24 protein-coding genes and 2 tRNA genes are annotated in these 19,401 nt (G+C 56.3%); 9 read left to right on the top strand and 17 right to left on the bottom strand.

Features of this window, described 5'->3' with window-relative positions:
- Positions 1-49: 49 nt before the first annotated feature.
- Together F4X57_00515 and F4X57_00520 are read left to right on the top strand one after the other, a co-directional pair.
- Positions 50-604: a sulfopyruvate decarboxylase subunit beta gene (locus F4X57_00515; protein MYC05662.1), complete on the top strand. Its 555-nt coding sequence runs from the start codon at positions 50-52 to the stop codon at positions 602-604.
- 6 nt (positions 605-610) lie between these two features.
- Complete coding sequence (locus F4X57_00520; protein MYC05663.1) at positions 611-988, top strand: hypothetical protein; 378 nt, start codon at positions 611-613, stop codon at positions 986-988.
- Between the two features lie 25 nt (positions 989-1,013).
- Here the strand turns inward: F4X57_00520 and F4X57_00525 are convergent, their stop codons facing one another.
- The 3 genes from F4X57_00525 to F4X57_00535 all read right to left on the bottom strand — a co-directional run bounded on the left by F4X57_00525 (position 1,014) and on the right by F4X57_00535 (position 3,133).
- On the bottom strand, positions 1,014-1,310 hold the full coding sequence (locus F4X57_00525) for a HigA family addiction module antidote protein (protein MYC05664.1): 297 nt from the start codon (positions 1,308-1,310) through the stop codon (positions 1,014-1,016).
- Between the two features lie 26 nt (positions 1,311-1,336).
- Positions 1,337-1,627 carry a type II toxin-antitoxin system RelE/ParE family toxin gene (locus tag F4X57_00530; GenBank protein MYC05665.1) on the bottom strand — a complete coding sequence of 97 codons (291 nt, stop codon included), beginning with the start codon at positions 1,625-1,627 and terminating at the stop codon, positions 1,337-1,339.
- 153 nt (positions 1,628-1,780) lie between these two features.
- Positions 1,781-3,133 (bottom strand): MFS transporter, encoded by a 1,353-nt coding sequence (locus tag F4X57_00535; GenBank protein ID MYC05666.1) that lies wholly within the window; start codon positions 3,131-3,133, stop codon positions 1,781-1,783.
- 260 nt (positions 3,134-3,393) lie between these two features.
- On the opposite strand from F4X57_00535, the gene F4X57_00540 reads away from it, so the two are divergent.
- The 4 genes from F4X57_00540 (at position 3,394) to F4X57_00555 (ending at position 8,145) form a co-directional block, all read left to right on the top strand.
- Complete coding sequence (locus F4X57_00540; GenBank protein MYC05667.1) at positions 3,394-6,579, top strand: efflux RND transporter permease subunit; 3,186 nt, start codon at positions 3,394-3,396, stop codon at positions 6,577-6,579.
- Positions 6,580-6,734: 155 nt separating this feature from the next.
- Positions 6,735-7,478 carry a M48 family metallopeptidase gene (locus tag F4X57_00545; protein MYC05668.1) on the top strand — a complete coding sequence of 248 codons (744 nt, stop codon included), beginning with the start codon at positions 6,735-6,737 and terminating at the stop codon, positions 7,476-7,478.
- Positions 7,479-7,549: 71 nt separating this feature from the next.
- Positions 7,550-7,840: a plasmid maintenance system killer gene (locus tag F4X57_00550; GenBank protein MYC05669.1), complete on the top strand. Its 291-nt coding sequence runs from the start codon at positions 7,550-7,552 to the stop codon at positions 7,838-7,840.
- Positions 7,840-8,145: a HigA family addiction module antidote protein gene (locus F4X57_00555; GenBank protein ID MYC05670.1), complete on the top strand. Its 306-nt coding sequence runs from the start codon at positions 7,840-7,842 to the stop codon at positions 8,143-8,145. The genes F4X57_00550 and F4X57_00555 overlap by 1 nt, the downstream gene beginning before the upstream one ends.
- Positions 8,146-8,163: 18 nt before the next feature.
- Here the strand turns inward: F4X57_00555 and F4X57_00560 are convergent, their stop codons facing one another.
- The 8 genes from F4X57_00560 to F4X57_00595 form a co-directional block, all read right to left on the bottom strand.
- Positions 8,164-8,586 carry a DUF3574 domain-containing protein gene (locus F4X57_00560; GenBank protein ID MYC05671.1) on the bottom strand — a complete coding sequence of 141 codons (423 nt, stop codon included), beginning with the start codon at positions 8,584-8,586 and terminating at the stop codon, positions 8,164-8,166.
- Positions 8,583-9,275 carry a class I SAM-dependent methyltransferase gene (locus tag F4X57_00565; GenBank protein ID MYC05672.1) on the bottom strand — a complete coding sequence of 231 codons (693 nt, stop codon included), beginning with the start codon at positions 9,273-9,275 and terminating at the stop codon, positions 8,583-8,585. Before F4X57_00565 ends, F4X57_00560 begins: the two co-directional genes overlap by 4 nt.
- A 256-nt stretch (positions 9,276-9,531) precedes the next feature.
- Positions 9,532-9,608: transfer RNA gene (locus tag F4X57_00570), tRNA-Asp, on the bottom strand.
- 261 nt (positions 9,609-9,869) lie between these two features.
- Positions 9,870-10,676 (bottom strand): hypothetical protein, encoded by an 807-nt coding sequence (locus F4X57_00575; GenBank protein MYC05673.1) that lies wholly within the window; start codon positions 10,674-10,676, stop codon positions 9,870-9,872.
- 416 nt (positions 10,677-11,092) lie between these two features.
- Positions 11,093-11,419, bottom strand: a complete 327-nt coding sequence (gene trxA, locus F4X57_00580) for a thioredoxin (protein ID MYC05674.1) — start codon at positions 11,417-11,419, stop codon at positions 11,093-11,095.
- A gap of 117 nt (positions 11,420-11,536) precedes the next feature.
- The gene (locus F4X57_00585) at positions 11,537-11,962 is read right to left on the bottom strand and encodes a ferredoxin:thioredoxin reductase (GenBank protein MYC05675.1); all 426 of its coding nucleotides are present in this window, start codon (positions 11,960-11,962) and stop codon (positions 11,537-11,539) included.
- 58 nt (positions 11,963-12,020) lie between these two features.
- Positions 12,021-12,212, bottom strand: coding sequence for a hypothetical protein (locus F4X57_00590; protein MYC05676.1), 192 nt, complete (start codon positions 12,210-12,212; stop codon positions 12,021-12,023).
- Positions 12,213-12,251: 39 nt separating this feature from the next.
- Positions 12,252-12,328, bottom strand: a tRNA-Val gene (locus tag F4X57_00595).
- A 485-nt stretch (positions 12,329-12,813) separates the two neighbouring features.
- Here F4X57_00595 and F4X57_00600 point away from each other — a divergent pair.
- The 3 genes from F4X57_00600 to F4X57_00610 all read left to right on the top strand — a co-directional run bounded on the left by F4X57_00600 (position 12,814) and on the right by F4X57_00610 (position 15,849).
- Positions 12,814-13,236: a DNA-binding protein gene (locus F4X57_00600; GenBank protein MYC05677.1), complete on the top strand. Its 423-nt coding sequence runs from the start codon at positions 12,814-12,816 to the stop codon at positions 13,234-13,236.
- 78 nt (positions 13,237-13,314) lie between these two features.
- Entirely contained in the window at positions 13,315-14,115 is an 801-nt protein-coding gene (locus F4X57_00605) for an SDR family oxidoreductase (GenBank protein ID MYC05678.1), read from the top strand.
- 21 nt (positions 14,116-14,136) lie between these two features.
- A complete protein-coding gene (locus F4X57_00610; GenBank protein MYC05679.1) occupies positions 14,137-15,849 on the top strand; it encodes a sulfatase in 1,713 nt (570 codons plus the stop codon).
- Between the two features lie 90 nt (positions 15,850-15,939).
- On the opposite strand, the gene F4X57_00615 is transcribed toward F4X57_00610, so the two are convergent.
- The 6 genes from F4X57_00615 to F4X57_00640 form a co-directional block, all read right to left on the bottom strand.
- Positions 15,940-16,158 (bottom strand): type II toxin-antitoxin system HicA family toxin, encoded by a 219-nt coding sequence (locus F4X57_00615; protein ID MYC05680.1) that lies wholly within the window; start codon positions 16,156-16,158, stop codon positions 15,940-15,942.
- Positions 16,151-16,372, bottom strand: a complete 222-nt coding sequence (locus F4X57_00620) for a type II toxin-antitoxin system HicB family antitoxin (GenBank protein MYC05681.1) — start codon at positions 16,370-16,372, stop codon at positions 16,151-16,153. Before F4X57_00620 ends, F4X57_00615 begins: the two co-directional genes overlap by 8 nt.
- Before the next feature lie 4 nt (positions 16,373-16,376).
- Positions 16,377-16,652, bottom strand: a complete 276-nt coding sequence (locus F4X57_00625; protein ID MYC05682.1) for a hypothetical protein — start codon at positions 16,650-16,652, stop codon at positions 16,377-16,379.
- A gap of 132 nt (positions 16,653-16,784) precedes the next feature.
- Positions 16,785-17,384: a pyridoxamine 5'-phosphate oxidase family protein gene (locus F4X57_00630; protein ID MYC05683.1), complete on the bottom strand. Its 600-nt coding sequence runs from the start codon at positions 17,382-17,384 to the stop codon at positions 16,785-16,787.
- A gap of 95 nt (positions 17,385-17,479) precedes the next feature.
- A complete protein-coding gene (locus F4X57_00635; protein MYC05684.1) occupies positions 17,480-18,160 on the bottom strand; it encodes a hypothetical protein in 681 nt (226 codons plus the stop codon).
- Between the two features lie 254 nt (positions 18,161-18,414).
- On the bottom strand, positions 18,415-19,401 hold a 987-nt coding region (locus F4X57_00640), incomplete at its 5' end, for a DNA-directed RNA polymerase subunit beta' (protein ID MYC05685.1).

Here is a 19,401-nt window from a genome sequence, read left to right on the forward strand (position 1 = left end):
TGTTAAGGCTTAAAATCACGGATAAACGCTCACTTCGGAGGCAACGAAATTGCACAGGCTTTCCGCCACGAAAATGCTGCTTGAAAACGCGGGCGACTTGCCGATAGTCACCAATCTAGGCCCGACATCTGACGAACTGTGGCACATCGCGCCCGAACGCCACCGCAACTTCTACGGCTATGGGTCGATGGGGCTATGCTCTTCCATGGCGCTGGGAATGGCACTTTCCACCGGCGAAAAGGTCGTATCGCTGGATGGCGACGGCAGCCTGCTGATGAACATGGGCACGCTCGCCACTATCGGCAGGGAGCAGCCGCGCAACCTGATAGTCATCGTCTATGACAACGAGATGTGGGGGCAAACGGGCGCGCAGCCCACGCACACTGCGTTCGGCACGGACTTGGAGCAGGTCGGGCGAAGCTGCAACATCCCGAAGACAGCGACTGTCGAGGACGAAGAGGCGTTCGCCACGGTGTTCCGGCAGGCGTTGGATGAAGACGGCCCGTGGCTCATCGTGGCGAAGATTGAAGAGCGGGAATACCTGCCCGTAGCGCCTGTGGAGCCGGAGATGACGCTGTATAATTTCCGCAAGACTTTCGAGTAGCCGCGCATGCCGGAATCCATCTACATCGAAGTCGATGAGAACGACAACTGCGAGTACATGCCTCTGATGCTGTACGAACCGCACGCTGACGCCGTGCCGGTGACGCGCGTCGTGCTTGACGAACCCGGCAGAGCGCCCGGTGAATATCAGGTAACCGGCTGGAGTAGCGACAACGGTGGCACGCCCTGCGCGGCGATGTACTGCCCGGTGTCAGACTCCGGGCAGGCGGTTGTGCACTTAGTCTTTGGCGGCGACTGGGGCATCCGAATGAAGCCCGCCAATTCCGCTGCAGAGTGGAGCATCGACAACTCGGAGCAGTTCGGCGAGCCGTATGTCATGCTGCTGGATGAGAGCGCGATTATTCTTAGCGAATCATCCACCTAACATACATACCGTCTTGTAGAAATGACTAGACCGCCTGTGCGTACAAAGGCTCTGCACGTCTCCCCTGTCGATTGTGTGCGAGGTCATATCCACTTTGCAAGTTCATCCAGAACTCAGGCGTCGTGCCAAAGGTATCGCTGAGTAGCCACGCAGTCTCGGCTGTAACTCCCCGCTTGCCGCGCACAATCTCATTTACTCTCTGTACCGAAACACCCATGTGCTTCGCGAGAACAACCTGAGTTAGCCCCATAGGATTCAAAAATTCTTCAAGAAGCATCTCGCCCGGATGTGTAGGGATACGATTTTCAGGAATCAAAGTCATGACTTCACCTCAGACAATCAAGCAACTCAATGGTAATCGACTAACGATACATCGTCAGCAACTTTTCCTTCCCAGCGAAACACTATCCGCCACTGGTCGTTGACTCTAATGGAATAATAGCCTTCTAAGTCTCCACGCAGTGCTTCAAGTCGGTTTCCTGGCGGAACTCTTAAATCTTCAAATCCACTTGCAGTATTTATCAAGTCCAGTTTTCTCAGGGCAGTCTTTTGTATGTCAGGTGGGAAACGTCGTATTCTGCTGGATGGGCGCCCATGATAAAGATCTTCAGTAGCTCTATTTTCAAAGGAACCAATCATGGATTTTTCCACTAATTCCCAACGACTATCAGTAGTGTACAAGATTTGACACTTCACGATTACACGGTAAGTATGTAACAATTGTGCACAAATGTCAATATCTGATACTGTGCGTAGTTTCCCGCAGTTCGCACAGAGTTACTTGAATGTGTATCAATTCCCCCCACCAGCGGTTGCAGGCTGCGCCCTCGACGCCTCCGCGCTCTCAGCCTCCGAATCCGATGTCATCCGCCCTCGCAGCGACGGCACTAGCAAGCCTACAAGTCCTACCGTAATCAGTCCCAGCACGGCGTTTATCGTTATCGCCATTGGCGCGCCTATCGCGTCCGCCATCCTGCCGAGAATCAGCCCGCCAATAGGCCCCGCTCCGATTGCGAGCGTGATTACGCCCAATCCTCTGCCGCGCATGTCGTCGCGCGCCACCAGCAGGATTATCGTAGCCTGCATTGCGCCGAACCCCGCCGTCCCCAATCCCAGCAGCAGCATCAGCGCGAGCGACACGCCGTACCACTGTGAGAACGAGAACGCCAGCAGCATTGTCAGTCCCGCCATCGAGCCGAATAGATATACCCGACCATGGTGCGTAAGGTTGGATGCCGAGGCTATCGCAATTGAACCCGTCAGGGCGCCCAGCCCTTCAAACGCAAGCAGCAACCCCATCAGCGTTGGTCCTACATGCAGCACTTCCGACGCCATGACGGGGATGAGCTGCTGGTATGGGAACAGCAGCAGGTTCATAAATACGGTTATCAACACCACCGCTAGCAGCGTCGCCTCGCTGCAAACATAGCGAACGCCCTCGACCAGTTCTTTGAACACAACCGTGTTGCTGAAAATGTCCTTGACGGTTTGTAGGGCGGTCGTGCCTTCATGTGCCGGCGTCTTCACATTCAGCATCATTATCGCCGATGTGATGAAGAATATCAGAGTCATGGCGTAACCGGCTTCTAAACCGTAGCCCTCGCTGAACAAGAGCTGGCTTATGGTTATCAGACCGCCGCCAATCAATGGCCCCATCATGCGGCTTGAGTGCATGCCCACCGAGTCGAGCGCAATAGCGTTGTTCACGCGCGCCCTGCCGAGCACATCCAGCACGATGGTGCGGCGCGAGGGCATATCCAGTCCCCAGCCTATGCCGCCGACCAGCATCACCAGGTACGCATGCCAATACTGAACATTGCTCGTGGAAAAGATGAGGTCCGAGAAGATAAGCGCCGCCATCCCCACAGCCGCGAGCAGATTTGCGAATAGCGTTCCAAGCAGCAGCTTGCGCTTGTCCAGCCGCTCCGCGAGCACACCGCCGAACACGCCCAGCGCCACCAGAGGACCCATCCCCGAAAATCCGACGAGCGTAACCAGAAAGGCGCTTCCCGTCTCCTCGAACACGAACCAGCCGAGCATCGTCATCTGCATCCAGCGCGAGATGTACGCGAAGAAGTTGCTCACCCACAGCAGGCGATAGTTGGGGTTCAGGAAGGCGTCGAATGTGTGGATTCTTCGCGGCATGCGTCTTTGCAAGGCTGAAGCTCCATACTTGAAATTAGCGTCAAATTTTGTTCAGGATATTCTATACCTATTGGGCATCGTCTAAAAGGCATAATTGACATCGATATACAAGATAGACAGGATTAAATCACCGCACATCATGCCGCATATCCTGTCCATCGGTGTAAGTAAGTGGGCAGAGCGCACCACACATGAGACTGAGATTTGTTATAGTTGATGGGTGCAATGTTGACTTACTCCACTCGTAAGGAGCCCCACCTTTGAGTTTCATTACTAGGCTCGCGCTTAGCAGGCGATCCGTAACCATACTGAGCATCATCCTCGTCTTCGCGGCTGGCATATACACCTACACCAACATGCAGCGGGAACTCTTCCCAGCTATCGAGTTTCCCAACATATTCATCGTTTCCTTCCTGCCAAACTCTGACCCGGAGACGGTGATGCGCGAGATTACCGTTCCCATCGAAGATGCCATCACCGGCATGACGGGCTTGAATGAGATTCAGTCCACTTCGACCGATACGCAGTCCGTCACCATCGCCACATTCGACTTTGATGTGGATATGGATGAAGCCAAGCGCGATCTCGAAAGCGCTATCAACGGAATTACGCTACCGGACGATGCTTTCACCACGATCAATCGTATCAACAGCGATGTTTTCCCCGCCATACAGTTCACGATGTCCGGCGACTCGGACATCGTTACGCTGCAGCGCATCGCGGACGACATCATCGTGCCGCGCCTGAATCAGGTCGATGGCGTTGCGGATGTGAGTGTTCTGGGGCGGTCTTACGAGCAGATTGATGTCTATGTGGATGCGGAAAAGGTCGAAGATTTCGGCATATCCCTGGGTGCCATATCAGACGCGATAAGCGGTAATAATACCAACCTGCCGGCGGGCAGCATAGACACACGCGGCACGACGTACACCGTGCGCTCGGACGGTAGGTTCGGCTCGCTTCAGGACTTGCGCGACCTGACTGTCGGTTTCGAGCAGACGGGCGTCGCACAGCCGCAAGGGCAGTCGCCGCTCGGCAAGCGCCCGATATTCCTGTCGGATGTCGCGGAAGTTGAACTGACCACATCGCGGCAGCAGACGATAACACGCACCAACGGCAATCCTGCGCTCGGCATCGTCGTCATCAAGGATCCGGACGCCAACACTGTTGATGTAACGGAAGCGGCGACCGCCGTGATGGACGAAATACTGGAATCCGGTGTGCTGCCGGAGTATGTGGAAATCGGTGAATTGTCGAACGACGGGCCCATCGTGCGTGAGTCGCTGGATAACTTGCTGCGTGAGGGCACGCTCGGTTTCGTGTTTGCGGTGTTGGTCGTGTTCTTGTTCCTGCTGAACATCAGCCCGTCGTTCTTCCGCGGTGTGACGCTCGCGCTGCGTCCTACGGCAATCATGGCAGTGTCGATTCCGCTCAGCGTCATCACCGGCGTACTACTGATGTCGTTCACTGATATATCGCTGAACTTCATGTCGCTCGCGGGCTTGGCTATCGCTGTGGGCAGGGTCGTGGACGACAGCATCGTGGTGCTGGAAAACATGTATCGGCACATCGAAGTGGGCGAGGAGCGTGTCAGCGCCGCGCTGACCGCCACGCGCGAAGTTGGCGCGGCTATTATATCGTCCACGCTCACGACGGTTGCAGTGTTCATACCACTGGCGTTCATACCGGGCATTGTGGGCGAGTTCTTCAGCCCGTTCGCCATATCCGTTAGCCTTGCGCTGCTGGCGTCTACGTTGGTGGCGATAACCGCCGTGCCGGTGCTTGGCGCGGTGTTGCTGCGGCAGGGCGACATCGCGTCCGTAGGCGGCTCCACGGCAAGCTCGCGGTTCTTGCAGCGGCTGTACTTGCCGGTATTGCGCTGGTCGCTGCGGCACAAGTTCGTCACGATTGTGGCGGCGATACTCGCGGTCGGCGCAAGCCTAGGGCTGCTGACGGTAATCCCGATAACATTCTTCCCCAGCGCTACTCCGGAATACATGACGATTAACATAGAACTTCCCGTCGGCACATCTGTTGACCGCGCGTACCAAGAGATGCTCGCCGTGGAAGAAGTTCTGAACGGATTTGTACAGCAAGAGTACATCATGGTGTATCGCGGCACACTTGGCGCGCCGGCGGACGAATTCGGCTCATCGGGCGCGGGTGGGTTCCATATCAGCGGCGTGTTCGCGCGACTGCACGAAGATGTGCCGCCGGACATCGTTGAACTCGTCAGAAACGCGATGCCCGACAGAGGCGAGGATGTGTCCATCACGGTACAGGGCTTAAGCGGGGGACCTCCGTCCGATCAGATGGAAATCAACATCGTGGGCAGCGACTTCAACGACATATCCGATGTTACGCGGCGCATCGAGCATGAAGTTGCCAATATCGACGGCATCATCAATGTCGCTAGCAGCATATCAACGGGGCGCGAAGAGGTGGTCGTGGATGTTGACCCCGTTCGCGCAGGCGAATATGGCTTGAACGCCCTGTTCGTCGGCTCGCAGGTTACGCAGTATATAACCGGCAGGGAAGTGTCGGAGATGGACATCGGCGGCGATACGCTGGGCATCATCCTTCGTGGCAAGCGTGAGTATGTGGACGACATCGAGAAGCTGCGGAGCTTGCCAATCGAGAGCCAACTTGGGCAGGTCAAGTTGGGCGCGATCGCGGATATAGCCATCAAGATCGCGCCGCTGAGCATCAGCCGCTTCGACAACGATCGATCCGCCACGATAACGGGCATCATAACCGCGGAAGACACGCAGGCGGTCGGAGTGGCGGTGCGCCGCGCAATCGCGGACGTATATGTGCCGCCGGGTGTCGAGGTGAAAATCGGTGGCATATTCTCGCAGATAACCGAGGGCTTCCAGGATGTGTTCTTGGCGATGGCTGTGGGCATCGTGCTGGTGTATCTGGTGATGGTGGCGACTCTGGGTGCGCTGCGAACGCCGTTCATCATCGTGCTGAGCCTGCCGCTCGCCATCGTGGGCGCACTCGTCGCGCTGCTGGTAACCGGGCGCACGCTGAGCCTGTCCGCGATGATGGGATTCCTGCTGCTGGTAGGTATCGTGGTTACGAACGCCATCGTGCTGCTGACCTTCGTGGAGCAGCTACGAGCGCGCGGTTACAGTGTGTATGACGCGCTAATACAGGGCGGTCGCGTTCGGCTACGACCCATCCTGATGACCGCTTTCACGACCACATTCGCGCTAATCCCGCTCGCGCTGAGCACAACCCAAAGCGGCATCATCGGCGCAGAACTGGCGACAGTCGTAATAGGTGGCTTAGTAAGTTCGACCTTCCTGACGCTGCTGGTAATACCATCCGTGTACTGGATATTCAATGTATCCATCCCCGCCCTTTTCGCCAAAATCAGCGGTCTTATACGCCACACGTCCAGCCCCACCGCCGAAGCCGAGGCGTCTCCATCGTCCGATTAGCGCAGAGTCGTTGACAAAGGCGGTGAAAAACCAACGCTCACATTTCCCATTCCTAATGTCCCCTCCCCTATGGGGAAGGTTAGGAATGGGGCGAAAACTCTAGTAATGACACTGCCAAACACAGCCCCAATACTCTTCGCCGAGACAATAGCAGCATGCCTATGTCACAAAACGAAACCGCGAGCATCGAGTCCGATGGCAAGCGCATTGATTACACGATAGTTCGCAGCGCGCGCCGCAAGAAGACGCTCGAAATCACTATTGACCCGGAGATTGGCGTGCTGGTGCGCTCGCCGGCGCGCACACCGCGCGAAGAAATCGCCACGCTGGTGCATCGCCGCGCCGGCTGGATTTTACGCAGGTCTGCGGAAGCGGCAGAGCCGCCTAGCGCACGCCGCTTCGCCGATGGCGAGACGATGCTTTTCCTAGGCAGCGAATATCAGATTTTCAACGCGCTCACAGCGGATAATGCGTTAACTATCAACCTTGTTGACGGCGTGTTTCACATTTCGGTGCCGGGACACATCGGCGAAGAAGAGCGAATCTACGCGTCGCGCGAGGCTTTCGAGCAGTGGTATCGCCAAGAAGCCGAGCGTCTGCTGCCCGATATGGTCGCGAATTGGCAAAGCAAGGTAAGCCGTCATAAGCCTTCGCGCGTTCTAATACGCAGCCAACGCAAGCGGTGGGGCAGCTGCTCGTCGGACGGAAGCATTCGCCTGAACTGGCGCATCGTAATGGCGGAGCCTGCGCTCATCGATTATCTGGTTGTCCACGAGCTGGCGCACCTTGAAGTGATGGACCATTCGCCTCGCTATTGGGCGCATGTGGAGCGCGTGCTGCCTGACCACCGCGCGCGCCGCAAGCGGCTGAACGAAGTTGGGATGCGATTTTGGTTCTAGTGTCTCACAGCATGCCGCCATCGTAAAAATCCACCTTGTTCAATGTACTGTCATGCCGTACACTTGGCGATATGATAATCCGCTCAGTCCGCCATAGAGGACTCCACAGGCTCCTTGAAAACGACAACCCGCGTTTCTTGAACCCTGAACTAGCAGGGCGGATAAGAAGAATCCTGACAGTGTTAATCCTGGCTGACGACATTGACAGTTTCATCGCTGATTCGCCTCCTGGTTGGAGGGTCCACAGGCTCGCGGGGGACAGGCAAGGCGAATGGAGCGTTTCAGTATCCGGCAACTGGCGTATCACATTCACGGAGTGGAATGGCTTTGTCGATAGATTGAATCTGGAGGACTATCACTGATGGCTACCGACGGCATCAAAGTCAACATGACGCCCTCTCACCCGGGAGACTTCATTCGTACCGAGATTATCGAAGAATTAGGTCTGACGGTAACGAAGGCCGCAGATATATTGGACGTCCGACGAGCTACGCTCTCCAATTTGCTGCGCTGCAAGTCGGCGCTCTCGCCCGAAATGGCTTTGAGATTGGAGAAGGCGTTCGGCGTGAAAATGGACATGCTGCTGCGAATGCAGGCCTGGCACGACGCCTCCCTGATGCGGGCGCGAGCAGACGAAATATCAATTGAGCGTTACGAGCCCGTTTGAGCCGGAGCGCGTCTCTCATCAGAACGCCACGCACGCAGAATCCGCAACTCGCAGCACCGATTCCTGGCTGAACCGCCGCTTGTACTCCTCCGCTATCTCGTCCAACTTCCGCCCGGCGTCCGATTCCGGCTCGGCTAGAATCAGAAGCGCCTTGGAACGCTCGCGCGCGATGCTCCCCTGCGAGTCGCGCCACTGTCCCGCCGCGTCAAACACCGACAGCCCGTCAGGAAAGCGGGGCGTTACCGTGTCCGCCAGGAACGCCCGCCAGTCCTCGTCGCTCACGCCCTCGGCGTCGCCGATGTTCCGCCCGAAGAAAAGGCGGTATTCGTCGTACCGCTCCGTCCCATCCGGGCATGGCGGTTGGCCGGCAAGGGATGCGCATGCATTCATCGCGGTCATCGCCGTCGTCGCGAATATCAGCACAGCCACTAATCGCATCATTTCGTTGCTCTGATGGAAAATATCTGCGGGTAGGATTCGTTGTATTCGGGGAGACGCCAGCCGCCGTCTTCGCCTTGCACCATTGTGGGGAAGAAGCGGAAGAAGCAGTGTGTGAACTCGTGCAGGTATTCTATATGCAAGCCTGCCTTTGCCAGCGCGGTTACGATTTCGCCTAGGCTGTGCTGCCACTCGTACACAGGGCTTTCGATTATGCCTTCGCCGGCGTAGCTTGGCTCGCCGCCTTCCCATAGCCATTCTTCGTTGAGATATGAGTATGTGGGGATTAGATTGCCAGCTTCGGACATCTCGAATACGTTCATCATGGGGTGTCCGTCTGCGATGTAGAAAATGCCGCCGGGCTTGAGGTGGTTGGCGACAACTTCTGCCCACTTGTCCATGTTCGGCAGCCAGCAGAGCACGCCGTATGAGGTAAACACGATGTCGAACTGTTCGTCAAGCACATCCGGCAGGTCGTAGATGTTGGAGCAGATGAAGCGTGTGTCCAACCCTAGTTCGGCGCTCAGCGAACGCGCTAGATCGATTGCGGCGTCGGACAGGTCAACGCCCGTCGCCCTTGCGCCAAGCCGCGTCCACGACATGGTGTCCAGTCCGAAATGGCACTGCAAATGTAGCAGCGTCTTGCCCGATACATCGCCGACTTCGCGCAATTCCAACTCGTGCAACATCATACGCCCCGCCTTGAAACCCTCAACATCGTACAGTTCGGACGCGGCGTGTATGGGCGTGCGCTCGTTCCAATTGGCTTGATTGACTCGAGCTTGCTCTTCCAGCACGGTGATACGCTCCTGCGACGATAGTTGAGTGAAGAATGCGGTGCGCTAATGGCGCGTGATAACGCGCGGCAACGACATTACGGCAGAAAGGACGCGGGACAGACAGGAAGCGACGCAAGGCTTACAAATGATCGCGCTTCAAGCGTTCGAGTGGCGACCCCGACCGGATTTGAACCGGCGATCTCTGGCTTGACAGGCCAGTATGTTAAACCGCTACACCACGGGGCCGCATAAAGCAAGATCGGACAGCGAGATTACGCTGCAAAGGCGTCATCGCTGAACGACTGTCTTATGATGTTAGCCTGAATGCGCGTGGAGGTCAACCTTTTTTTGAACGATTTAGAGCTGGGCATATTTCATTGCATCGACCATCACCCGCTATTGCGGGCGCAGGCTGTAACTTCACCCGGAGGGGGAAGGGGGATATATTGCGGCAATTATGCCCGGCGGTTGTTCGGGGCGGGTTGCGATTGTTCGGGGTGGGTTGCGTCAGGGGTCGTTGGTGAGTTTGCGCCAGCGGATGCTGTTGATGTCTATGGGCGGTTTGTCGGGGTTGAGGCGCGCCATGAAGTCTGCGAATTCCTTCTTGAACGCTTCTTGTTCGGCAGGGTCGCTTATTGTGGCTTCGAGGCCGGGCGCTTTTTGGAGGACTTCCTTGCGCTCCTCTTCGCTTAGTTCGTTGCCTTTGCAGTCCGTCCTGCGGGTTTCGCAGGGGCAGGGGAACGGGTAAACGTCGTAGTACAACGGTCCGTGCAGGCTGAACCTTTTTGCTTCGTTGAGAAGATGCTGCCTCGCCTGTTTTTCGGGGTCGGGTTCCTCAACGGTGTCAGAGCTTGCGGATGAGGAGGCTGTTTCGGTCTCGGCGGTGGGTTGTGTGCCGAGCCGCAGTAGTTCTTTGCAGGCTGACATTCTGTGGCAGGGTTTGAAGTCGGGGAGTTCGCCGTTCATAGCTTGCACTAGGAAGGTGACGATGATTCTGCCGTTGTCGGTCTCTTCTTGGATGATTTGAGCGAGTTCGGATTGGATGCGCTTGTCTGCGTTGAGGCTTTCCCGCTTGGTAGCTGGGCTGGTGGCGCTGGCTAGGGCGCGTGTTTCGCCGTAGCCGAACTTTTGCAGCAGTCTTGCGGCGTCGATGCGGTGGCATTCTTTGAAGTCCGTGAGGTCGCCTTCCATGACGGAGATGAGGAACTCGACGATGGTTCTGCCGTTGTCGGTTTGTTCGACGATGGCGGATTGAACCGATTCTAGGAAGCCGAGTTGTTGGTTTTGAGTTGTAGTGTCATGTGTGGCAATCATATGTTCTGATTATAGGTATGGACGGCGGTGTTGTCAAGGGGAAGATATTGGGGGAATTATGCTCAGCCCTGGAACGGTTGATAGCGTTTCCAAGTAAGTGGTCGTCTTTCTTTCGTCATTCCTGCTTTCGCAGGAATCCAGCGGCATTATGCCGCAAAACCACCTATAAGGAAATGCTACCTGAACGATTTAGACGCTTGTCAGTATTTTGGCTGTGTATGCGGTGATAGATGACGGTGATATTGCTTTCATCCTAACCTTGTCCCTGAGGGGGAAGGTGCTTATCCGGGCACCTTACCTATCCTGTCTATATCTCGCCAAAGGGACATTCTGTATTTCAGGCGCACAAAAGCGCCGCCCTCTATCTACATAGAGGGCGGCGTGTTGGCTTCTATTGTGGGTCTATTGTATGTGGGCTAGCTGATGGCTTCTTCGATGCTCTTCTTCAGGGTAGCCTTTGGCACGGCGCCTACGACTTGCTTGGCGACTTGCCCGCCGTCGAAGATTAGCAGCGCGGGGATGCCGCGGATGCCGTAGTTGATCGCCGTCTTGGGATTGGTGTCCACGTCCAGCTTGGCGAACTTCACCTTGCCGTCGTACTCGGCGGCGAGCTCGTCCACCACCGGCGCGATTGCCTTGCAGGGTCCGCACCAGTCTGCCCAGAAGTCCACGACTACGGGCGTGTCCGAGTTCAAAACATCCTGATCGAAGCTGCCGTCTGTTACCGCAAATGGCTTTGACATCTAAATCTGTTCCTCCAAATCTATGCTTGAATATGAATTCATTGGCAAATTGAATTGGCGCGTTCATCGCGCACGCTGACCTATGGACTTGCTCGCGGCGGACTTGCTTGTGGCGAACTAGCTCGGTCGTTCCTTGCGCTCGATCTCGCGCTCTTCTGCCTTGTGGCGCAGCGGGCGTCCCTGGTCCGGGGTAGGATCCTTCACCAGCCCGTACATCTCAAGTCCTTCATGGCCTTCGGGCAGATATTCGGTAATCGGCAATCCGTCCTCGGTCACGAAGAGCAGGCAGTGGCAGTATTTGTAAATCTGCATGTCGTCGCATGCGCACATCCATGTGCGATACTTCTTCTCTTCTTCTTTGTCCGGGTAGAAACGGCACGGACAGAGCGGCCTGCCTATCGTATCGATATTCTCCGCAAGCCCGAGAATCACGGCGTCCGTAACGCCCTCGCCGGGATGAGTGAAGGTGCCGGACTTCTGGCAATACTTCTCCACGAAGACCCGCATTCGGTTCATGGACTTCTCGCTGGGTTGCTCTCGCATCGCCTCTCCTCTCTGTTTCTATGTCAATATCAATGAATGCCGCGCCTAACTTGGCGATTTACCTGACAAATAGAGTTACGAATGCCATGAATAGCATCATCAGCGCAAGGCTAATGCCTATCAGCCAGCGCATTTCATTTCGCAATTCACGCATTTCGGTACGCATTTCGTTAATGCTGCGCTCTATCTTGCTGTCGAAGAAATTGAGCAAGTCAACATGCGTAATGCGGTCGTGTGGTTCGTTTGCCAAGGTAACACGCTCTCTTCTGCGTTAGGCGTTGAATGGAAATGGTGGGCGGTATAAGACTTGAACTTATGACCTCTACGATGTCAACGTAGCGCTCTTGCCAACTGAGCTAACCGCCCATATTCCAATCAGGTGGTAGATTTCAGTCTAACAAATCTAGCATATTCTGTCTATTATCGCTTGTGGTATCGAGACATTTGCAAAAGGTGGTGGTGGACACATATTTCGCCCCCATCCTAACCTTCCCCCATCGAGGGGGAAGGGACTTTTGAAATTGTCTTGTAGTATTCTCCTATCCGTCATGTCTCCGTCATGTCCGTCCCGCTTCTATGTGAGCATGTTAGAATGCGCAGGTACGCAGCGGAGAAATCGTGGACCAGATGGATGTGCCGGATCTGGAGCTGCACGGGCTGATAATGCACAACGGCACGCTGCGGTTCTACTGCGATCCTGGCGCGCGGGATTGCCGTATTGAGACTTGGTTTACTGGGATGTCATGTGGCGCATGATTAGACGCCCCCATCCAAGCCTTCCCCTTGATATGGGAGGGACTCTATGAATCACGATTATGCCAATCGGGAATGAAGTTGCGAGGTGCAGCCTTATGAGGGACAAATCTTGGAACATTGACGCAACCCGTATGGTCTATCATCAGTTCGGGCCCGGCGAGGCGTTCGTTGCGGGGCTGGAGCAGTTCGCGCTTGAGCACGGCATCCGCGAGGCGGCTGTCACATCGTGCATCGGCAGTTTGCGGCAGTTGAATTTACGCAATTTGTGCCGATACGATGAGGGCAATCCGGAGTTCGAGCGCAGCAGCCTGAACGAGAACCTGGAACTCGTCAGCGCGGAGGGCTACATTCAGCCGCTGCCCGACTCGGAATCCGGCATTCGCGCGCACATCCACATCGCGGCGGCGCGTCCGTCCGGTGAGATGATTGGCGGGCACTGCGAAGAAGCCACAACCTTCACCGGCGCGTTCCTGTATCTGCACATCCTAGACGAAGCCGACGGACAAAAATCTCGCTAGGCAATCGCGCATCGGCAATCCATCCCTATCCTGTAATTTCCTGTACATCTTGTTAAGTTCCCCTGCGGAGGGCAGCAGATGAGAGGGCAACAAATGAGACTCAGCGGTAAGGTCGCAATTGTCAGCGGCGCTGGTACATTTGGCGGCAGCGGAGTGGGCAACGGCGCGGCGGCGGCGATACTGTTCGCCCGCAATGGCGCGAAGGTCGTGCTGGTTGACGCCGTGAGCGAGTGGGCAGAAGCTACGGCGCGCATCATCACCGAAGAGGGCGGCGAGGCGTCCACGGCGACCGCCGATGTTACGAATCCGGATGACTGCCAACAAGTCGTCGCGGCGGCGATAGAGCGATACGGCGCACTGCACATATTGCACAACAATGTCGGTGGCGGTGGTATGGGTGGCAGCGTGGTCGAGGCGACCGACGAAGACTGGTATCGCAGCGCGTCCGTCAACCTGATGAGCATGGTCAATATGTGCCGATACGCCGTGCCGCACATGCAGAACGCAGGCGGCGGAGCGATAATCAATGTGTCGTCGGTTACGGCGCTGCGTCCCAAGCCGGGCAGGTCGTCCGCGCAGTACACCGTGAACAAATCTGCCGTTGTCGGTCTCACGCGCGCGCTTGCGCTCGACCACGCAGCCGACAACATCCGCGCGAACTGCATTATGCCGGGGCTGATGTGGACGCCGCGACTGGAAAGCGCCGCCGCATCGGACACCCGCGAAGTGCGCCGGAGTTCCACGCCCCTGCCCGTCGAAGGGCAAAGCTGGGACATTGGCAACGCCGCGCTGTTCCTAGCCAGCGACGAGGCGCGCTTCATTACTGGTATAACGCTGCCCGTTGACGGCGGTTTCTTGCTGACAAGCGCGCCGAATTAGCAGGGCGGCGGCGGGCGCCGCGTGTTTCGGCAGTTTGACCGACTTGCACCAATATCATACAGTTGCGGCTGGTTGATACGACATAATTATAGGAGGATAATTTTGCGACCAAACATCGTTTTCGCGTTCGCGGATGACTGGGGCAGGTATGCCAGCGCTTACCGCAACCAGCCCGGCGAAAGCACTATTCACGAACTCATCGAGACGCCTAACTTCGATAGAATCGCTAATGAAGGCGCTCTGTTTCTTAATGCGCATGTGCCCGCGCCGAGCTGCACGCCTTGCCGGAGCTCGGTGCTCTCGGGTAGGTATTTCTGGCAGACCGGGCAGGGCGCGATTCTGTTCGGCGCTGCGTGGGATGAGTCTATTCCGACATACCCGCTGGTACTGGAACAAGCCGGCTACCACATCGGATACACTTACAAGGTCTGGTCGCCGGGGCATTATTACAACGCGCCGTACGGGGGAGACCGCGCCGCGTATGAGTCGGGCGGCATCCGGTTCGACTACTTCTCCGAAGAGGTTACTTCGCGGCTGGACACGCTGTCGGTTGCCGATGCGAAGCAAGAACTATTCGACGAGGTGCGCGCCAACTTCAACAGTTTCCTAGACGCCAGACCCGACGACACGCCGTTCTGCTACTGGTGGGGACCTACCAACACTCACCGCACATGGGAGCGCGGCTCCGGCAAGAATCTGTGGGGTCTTGAACCCGACGACCTGAAAGGGCGAATGCCGGCGTTCCTGCCAGACGAACACGACATCCGTGAAGACTTTGCCGACTATCTGGGCGAATGTCTCGCCTTCGATACGGGATTGGGCGTGCTAATCGACCGATTGGAAGAAATCGGCGAGCTGGACAACACGCTGATAGTCGTCAGCGGTGACCATGGCATCCCCGGATTCCCCAGGGCAAAGTGCAACGTGTATGACATCGGTCAGGAAGTGGCGTTGGCGGTTCGCTGGCATGGGCATGTTGCGCCGGGCCGCGTCATAAACGACTTCGTGAACATGATGGACATCGCGCCGACATTCCTTGATGCCGCCGGCGTGGAGCAGCCTGAGGGCATGACCGCCACCAGCCTTATGCCTCTGCTCGAATCCGCCGAGAGCGGGCGCATTCAGGAAAACAGGGACTTCGTTGTTACCGGACGGGAACGGCATGTGCTGTCAAGAGCGGGCGCGCTGCCCTACCCTATGCGAGGTATCCGCACGGACGATTATCTGTACATATACAATTTCGAGCCTGATCGCTGGCCTGCCGGCGATCCGGGCGGAATGGACGATGAGAATGCCGAGCCGCCGGCGCTGGTGGCAGACTACCAGACGCCGACGCGCACGATATACGGCGATATAGACCACGGGCCCACCAAGACTTGGATGATTGTCAACAGGGCGAGGGAAGACGTGCGGCCGCTATTCCAGCTGGGCTTTGGAAAGAGGCCGCAAGAAGAACTTTACGACCTGCGCAAAGACCCGGACTATATGCAGAACGTCGCCTACGACGGCGAATACGAGCAGATTCGCGCCGACCTGAACGCCCGCCTGATGTCCGTGCTGACCGAGCAGGGCGACCCGCGCCTTACGGAGTCTCCGCCAAGGTTTGAACTGCCGCCATTCGCGGGACCAATCTCGGAGGATCTGCAAGAAGCGGACGCGCAATATGTCGCATCCCGCGAGCGCGACGCCAGCTGGTACGCCACCGTAACGAGCAACCGCGCGAAGAGGATTTAGCGAAGCTGCGCCGCCTGTATTCCTGACTCCACACACTGTTGAGGACGGTTTCAGGCGGCTCGCTTCATTCGGCGCCCCAAACTAAAGGCATCACTCAAACAGTTCTCTGGGCAATCCCGATTGCCTGATGATTGCTCGAAGTGTTCCAAGTCGCAGTTCTCTGTAATCGGGAACTGGAATGCTTGCGGTGTCATCGCTCTCCACTTTCCGCATTATGATGTGGCTGCCCTTGCGACGAACCTCAGCAAAACCATGATTTGCAAGTATTCGGCATACTTCTCGCCCCGATAGCACTCGAAGCCTAGCCAACTGCAATCTGTACCTGTGTTATGTACACTTCCCCACGCAAGCGGCGCTCAATCTCGGTATCCGACGCCACCTCAAAGAACAACTCCAATGCTTCTCTCAAGTTATCCCGAGCCTCAGGCACACTATCCCCTTGGCTGGCTATGTCCAATTCAGGGCAAAGCGAAACATAACCATCCCCTTCACGCTCGATGATCGCCGTCAATTGTATGTTCATAACCTCACCCGACAATGTTCACAACAGCGGTAACAATCGCGGCTCCGGCGACTATCCCGCCGGTCAGCGCGCCTACCATCCACTTCACCATGCGCGTCTCTGATTCTGCAATCTGCTTTGTCAGGCGCGTTTCCATGTCCGCTCTTTGCTTAGCGGAGCGCGCTTCCGATTCCGCAATCTGTTGTGTCATGCGGGTTTCGAGCGCCTGCACATCGGCTTTAGTTGCCAAGTGATTGTAGCCACCTTCCAAGTGGCTAAGTCGTTCTTCTGTCGTTGTCATGAATCACCCGTTATTGTCCCAGTTGAATTGCACGCTTGGCGCACTCCCACTTTAACGACCACAGAATGAATAATCAACCACGACATCGCTTACACGAACCACCTACCCGCTCTCACAATCCCGTTCATCTTGTCAGTCGCCACTCCGCGCCGGGTCGTTTGTGGGCAGGTATTCTCGCAACTCCCGCTTCCATTCGGGGGTGGGGACGGTGGCGTTTTCGCGGGGCACATACACCGACCGCTCTACTAGCTCGTATTTGTGCACATAGCGCGCACAGTTTGGATACACTTCGGTGAGCGATACTCGCACTATGAATTGCGCGCCGGGGTATTTTGCCATTAGCGCGTCATCGGGGTCTATTGACACCACGCCTTGCAGCCGCAGCCTCGCCTGCCCAACAAAGTCGATAAACAGCAGACCGATGTTGGCATTCTTCAGCAGGTTGCCCATGCTTTGGTATTTGCCGTTGCCGTCGTAGTTGGGGAATGCGATGCAGGTGTCGTCCACGACCGTTACGAAGCCGGGATCGCCGCCTTTGTACGAGCAGGTGGGCAGCCCACGATGGTCGCAGGTCGCCATGAAGAACATGTCCGCCTGCTCGATGAACTCGCGCTGTTCCTTGCTCAACTGCTCGGATGCCCGCTGCGCTACCCGTTCTGCCAATTTCACCGTGCCGAACCGCTCTTGGAAATGCAGGTTTCCGTCATGAAAGTCGTGTACTTTTGCAGTCATTTATGCACATCCCCTAATCAAGTCAATCAAGTCGCGTCTAAAAGAGTTGTGGAACAAGGCATCGCTGTCCGCAGTGAACAGCGGTAATTCCTAATTTAGCGGCAAATCGGCTCCGGAGTGGGCAGTTCTTTCTCCACACCGATGTCGTATATGCGCGCCGTGATTTTGTTGGCGATGATTTTGCCTTCAAAACTGTCGCCGACTGCCCCTCCGTAGTGAAATTCGTCCGAATAGGCAGTCTGCTCGACTAGCAAGCCGTCCTGAATCGTCATAGTCATCGTCTCTTTCGGTAACTCCAGAGTAATCCTTTCCGTATTCTTACCGTCTGCAATGATTCGCTCTCCGCTGATGTAGTCTTGCCGTGCACGAAGTTCTTCAAGCGTAAAGAAAGAGAGAGGGTTATAGCTAATGGCAGGATTATCTACATAGCAGCTTCGCGTCTCTACGAAATGATAGGCTCTGTGCCCAATCCTGACAATGCTAATGCGCTGCGGCTCAGAAACTAAGTCATTCGTTTCGCCGTCAGAAAACCAGCCCTTGTCAGGGTCTATGTAGGAGTCGGCAGTAGAGTAAATTTGCTCTTGCTCGCCGTCACCTGTATCCACTATGAACATGCTGCGTGAATGATACGAAAACTTACCCGCGGCTACCTTGTTGGAAGCATCCGCTAATAGCGTCACAGCATCGGAAGGCGCTATCGCGTTTTCATTGCTGCCGCATGCCAGCAGCCCGACAAGCAGCAATGTATTCAAGACAGCCCATTTTCTGATGGACATTCCGCCCCTTGTTCTTTCGTTAATCGAGACGATTTCACAAATGCAATTTACACCTATTATTTCTCGCTTCGCTCGAAATCTAAAGTCGGAAACAGATTTGCATGCAACGATTTCAGATTCCGAACGAAGTGAGGAATGACAACATTAGGAATTTGTGAAATCATCTCTTAAGCAAGCAAAATGGGCGGGACGCCATCTTTCCACAGCATCCCGCCCATCCTGCATATCTTATCCGTTTATGTCGTCAGGTTTATCTAGTCGTCGCCGACTGTCGCCTGCGCCTCCACCAATTCCTCTGTGGACATCGCACCCGTCGCTACCACATCTTCTGACGCGTTTTCCACGCCCAGCCCGAACGGTCCCTGCGCCATCTCAGTCTCGAATTCGTCAACCGGCCCCTTCAGCATGCTGAAAGGATCGACGACTTCTTCGTCTTCCGGGATGTCCAGGAATGCTCTGCCCTCTTCGGTCAGGTCGAGCCGCGCGGGTATGAGCCTGCCGATGATGACGTTTTCCTTCAGCCCGCGCAGGTAGTCGATGTCGCTGTTGACGGCGGCCTCGGTCAGCACGCGTGTCGTCTCTTGGAACGACGCCGCGGAAAGGAAGCTGTCCATCTTCAGCGATGCGCGCGTGATGCCCAGCAGTACAGGGCTTGCCGTCGCAGGCTCGCCACCCTCTGCCAGCACCGCGGCGTTCTGCTCTTCGAACTGCTTGCGGTCTATCTGGTCTTCCGGCAGCAGGTTTGTGTCGCCGGAGTCTTCCACCTGAACCTTGCGCAGCATCTGCGAGATTATCACCTCGATGTGCTTGTCGTGGATGGTAACACCTTGCGAGCGATACACATTCTGCACTTCGTCTATGAGATATTGCTGAACTGCTTCGCGTCCCTGCAAACTCAGGATGCGCTGCGGACTCTTCGGACCTGCCGTCAGCGGATCGCCGGCCGCAACCTCGTCGCCCGAGTTGACTATCAATGCCGACGCCGCCGGAATCTGGTACTCGCGCTTGTCGTCGTCAGTCCAGCTGATGGAGAGCAAGTCGCCGTCTATGTGCACCATGCCGGACACACGCGCCAGAATGTCGTGCGGCGTGTTCTGCGCGAGCGCGGCTTCGTCGGAATCTTCGTCGAAGTCCAACGCCGCCAGCGTGTCGCCGATGCTCACGAGGTCGCCGTCGTCCACCATCAGGCTGCTGCCCTCCGGCAGGATATATTCGTCGGTGTAGGTCTCGGTGTTCACCAC

The organism is Chloroflexota bacterium, assembly GCA_009840355.1.
In the GTDB taxonomy this organism is placed as follows: domain Bacteria; phylum Chloroflexota; class Dehalococcoidia; order Lucifugimonadales; family JADFKI01; genus Bin90.

Coding starts and splice junctions, on each gene's coding strand:
- F4X57_00535 (MYC05666.1), bottom strand. CDS start 3,133: ATGCCGCGAAGAATCCACACATTCGACGCCTTCCTGAACCCCAACTAT.
- F4X57_00560 (MYC05671.1), bottom strand. CDS start 8,586: ATGATGCGATTAGTGGCTGTGCTGATATTCGCGACGACGGCGATGACC.
- trxA (MYC05674.1), bottom strand. CDS start 11,419: ATGTCAAAGCCATTTGCGGTAACAGACGGCAGCTTCGATCAGGATGTT.
- F4X57_00630 (MYC05683.1), bottom strand. CDS start 17,384: ATGACTGCAAAAGTACACGACTTTCATGACGGAAACCTGCATTTCCAA.
- F4X57_00620 (MYC05681.1), bottom strand. CDS start 16,372: ATGAACATACAATTGACGGCGATCATCGAGCGTGAAGGGGATGGTTAT.
- F4X57_00565 (MYC05672.1), bottom strand. CDS start 9,275: ATGATGTTGCACGAGTTGGAATTGCGCGAAGTCGGCGATGTATCGGGC.
- F4X57_00530 (MYC05665.1), bottom strand. CDS start 1,627: ATGATTGGTTCCTTTGAAAATAGAGCTACTGAAGATCTTTATCATGGG.
- F4X57_00520 (MYC05663.1), top strand. CDS start 611: ATGCCGGAATCCATCTACATCGAAGTCGATGAGAACGACAACTGCGAG.
- F4X57_00625 (MYC05682.1), bottom strand. CDS start 16,652: ATGACAACGACAGAAGAACGACTTAGCCACTTGGAAGGTGGCTACAAT.
- F4X57_00635 (MYC05684.1), bottom strand. CDS start 18,160: ATGTCCATCAGAAAATGGGCTGTCTTGAATACATTGCTGCTTGTCGGG.
- F4X57_00545 (MYC05668.1), top strand. CDS start 6,735: ATGCCTATGTCACAAAACGAAACCGCGAGCATCGAGTCCGATGGCAAG.
- F4X57_00605 (MYC05678.1), top strand. CDS start 13,315: ATGAGAGGGCAACAAATGAGACTCAGCGGTAAGGTCGCAATTGTCAGC.
- F4X57_00525 (MYC05664.1), bottom strand. CDS start 1,310: ATGACTTTGATTCCTGAAAATCGTATCCCTACACATCCGGGCGAGATG.
- F4X57_00555 (MYC05670.1), top strand. CDS start 7,840: ATGGCTACCGACGGCATCAAAGTCAACATGACGCCCTCTCACCCGGGA.
- F4X57_00575 (MYC05673.1), bottom strand. CDS start 10,676: ATGATTGCCACACATGACACTACAACTCAAAACCAACAACTCGGCTTC.
- F4X57_00550 (MYC05669.1), top strand. CDS start 7,550: ATGATAATCCGCTCAGTCCGCCATAGAGGACTCCACAGGCTCCTTGAA.
- F4X57_00600 (MYC05677.1), top strand. CDS start 12,814: ATGAGGGACAAATCTTGGAACATTGACGCAACCCGTATGGTCTATCAT.
- F4X57_00585 (MYC05675.1), bottom strand. CDS start 11,962: ATGCGAGAGCAACCCAGCGAGAAGTCCATGAACCGAATGCGGGTCTTC.